The following is a 2339-nucleotide window of genomic DNA, read 5'->3' as shown; positions in this document are numbered from 1 at the left end:
AAACAATCAGGGCGGGACCGTTCCTTTTCAATAAAAGTTTTTTATTTTGGTCTAGATTTAGATCAGATCTGATTTCAGAGATCAGAGAGGAAGGATGTGGCGTCGGATCGTGGTGTTTTCGCTTTTGGTCAGTCTGACCCTGGCTTTGGAGAAAAGAGATGCTGCTCATGACATCAAAAAGAAGTACGGAGATCTCAAGGAAAATTGTTTCCCCCGTCCCGGAGTAAAAGCCGGCTGTAGATGCACGTTTAAAAACGATAAAGGAGAGGAACAAGTCAAGCTGTTCGACAACAAATCTGAATGTGTGAAACCAGTCGTGGTCCAAACAGCTGAGAACAAGGCCAAACTTAATCAGGAATTTAAGGAAAAGATGGGCGGCCTCAGGGATGGGTGTTTCCCCCTACCCAAGGGCTGTAGATGCACAGAAAAGGATGCCCAAGGAGCCGATATTGTCAAAAAGTACGCCAACATTGATGAATGCAGAGGCCCAACAGCTGAGGATAAGGAAAACAAAGCCAAAGTGAATGAAGAATTGGAAAAAAAGTTTGGAGGATTAAAGGAAAACTGTTACCCCAGAGCCGGAAATGGAGGAAAGGGATGCAGATGTACTGCGAAGGATTCTCAGGGAAACGAACAAACTAAATATTATGACACTGACGCTGAATGTAAGGTCGAGTTGGTTGAAGGGTGCACTGAAACTGAATGCAAAATCCGCCAAAAACGTGAGTACCAAAGAGATAGATCCCCGTCTCAGAATGTCCGAGATCCCGTTAGAGAAAAAGCTCAGGCCAACTATCAAGCAGTCATCAACGAGTTGAAACAGAAGTTTGCCGGCCTTAAAGATGGTTGTTTCCCCCGCCCCAAGGGCTGTGTTTGTGTGGTTGGCAAAGACGTTGATGGGCATGAGATCACGGAACGTCGAATGAAAGATACCGATTGCAAATGTCAGCCCGGAGAGCGAGGCCCTGGATGTCCAGCTGATGGTGCTTAGCTTTGACGTTGCAACTTTACAATCAAAAAAATGAAAACTTTGTTTGCATAACATTAATTTACTCCATCATTGACTTGTAATAACAACAAACTGTAATGGTCAACATGATCAAGGATGATGGATCTGTTATCCATTTCAACAATCCGAAGGTGCAGGCTTCGGTTCCTGCTAACACATTTTCGGTTACCGGAACTGCTGAAAACAAACAATTGACGGAAATGCTCCCAGGAATCTTAAACCAATTGGGTGCTGAATCACTGACCCACTTGAAGAAGCTGGCCAACAATGTTACCAGCCAATACAAAGCGGGAGAAGAAGAAATACCAGATCTCGTTGGCGACTTCGAAGAAGCGGGTCGGTCAATTAAGATGGTAGAGAGTAAGAACGTGGAGGAGATCGTTGTGATTGGGACCGGCCTTATGGGCACGGGTATTGTTCAGGTGGCTGTCGAAGCTGGCATTCATGTAAATCTAGTTGGTCGATCCACAGAGAAATGTGAAGCTGCCCGAGGCAGAATTCAGGCTGGACTAAGCAGAATCTCCAAGAGAAGATACCAAAATGATCCACAGGCCCAACAGCAATATGTTCAAGCAGCCATGAACAATCTTGATCTGGTTACCAGTCTCGATCAGCTGAATCTCAAGAGAGTTGACATTGTAATTGAGGCTATTGTTGAGGACTTGAAGCTGAAACAGGAATTTTTTTATCGATTGGAGAAGGAAACTAATGAAGAATGCCTCTTGGTGACCAATACCTCCAGTTTCCTCCTGGCTGATGTTATGAACAAGATGAACACTAAAAGAGAACGGGTAGCCGGTCTTCATTTCTTCAACCCAGTGCCCGTAATGAAGTTGGTGGAGGTTGTTTGCGGAGTCGAGACCTCAGAAGAGACCTACCAGACTCTCTGTCATTTCTGCACTCAATTGGGGAAAACTCCAGTCAAATCAAAGGACCGTCACGGCTTCATTGTCAACAGGTTATATATGCCTTTTTTGGCAGAGGCCATCAGAATGACTGAACGTGGTGATGCCTCGCCCAAAGATATAGACACAGCTATGAAATTGGGTGCCGGATTACCAATGGGACCGTTCGAAGTGGCGGATATCATTGGATTGGACACCTTGAAATACATCATCGGCAGTTGGCATCAGGCGTATCCAGAAGATCCCAAGTATTTCCCGTGTCCTTTACTCGACTCAATGGTGGATACGGGGAAGTTGGGAAGGAAAACGGGCGAGGGATTCCACAAATATGCTCCCAAATAATCTCGATTACTGTAATTTCGTACTGTTGAACCGTCACGACCTTTGTAAAAATAAATATTTGTGTTGCTTGTGTATAAATAAAT

2 protein-coding genes are annotated in these 2339 nt (G+C 44.8%); both read left to right on the top strand.

The genetic code is table 11. From position 1 onward, the window contains the following. The first annotated feature begins 94 nt into the window (after positions 1–94). On the top strand, positions 95–991 hold the full coding sequence (locus tag CN673_RS21810; protein WP_157928996.1) for a hypothetical protein: 897 nt from the start codon (positions 95–97) through the stop codon (positions 989–991). Between the two features lie 104 nt (positions 992–1095). Continuing rightward, positions 1096–2256 carry a 3-hydroxyacyl-CoA dehydrogenase NAD-binding domain-containing protein gene (locus CN673_RS21805; RefSeq protein WP_198586090.1) on the top strand — a complete coding sequence of 387 codons (1161 nt, stop codon included), beginning with the start codon at positions 1096–1098 and terminating at the stop codon, positions 2254–2256. Positions 2257–2339 lie beyond the last annotated feature (83 nt).

Origin of the sequence: Neopararhizobium haloflavum (assembly GCF_002750855.1) — a bacterium.
Lineage (GTDB): Bacteria > Pseudomonadota > Alphaproteobacteria > Rhizobiales > Rhizobiaceae > Georhizobium > Georhizobium haloflavum.
The sequence above is the reverse complement of the archived record's forward strand: the minus strand, read 5'-3'. Positions and strand labels throughout refer to the sequence as shown.

Excerpts from the sequence above, each read along its gene's own strand:
- CN673_RS21805 (WP_198586090.1), top strand. The coding sequence starts at position 1,096 with ATGATCAAGGATGATGGATCTGTTATCCATTTCAACAATCCGAAGGTG.
- CN673_RS21810 (WP_157928996.1), top strand. The coding sequence starts at position 95 with ATGTGGCGTCGGATCGTGGTGTTTTCGCTTTTGGTCAGTCTGACCCTG.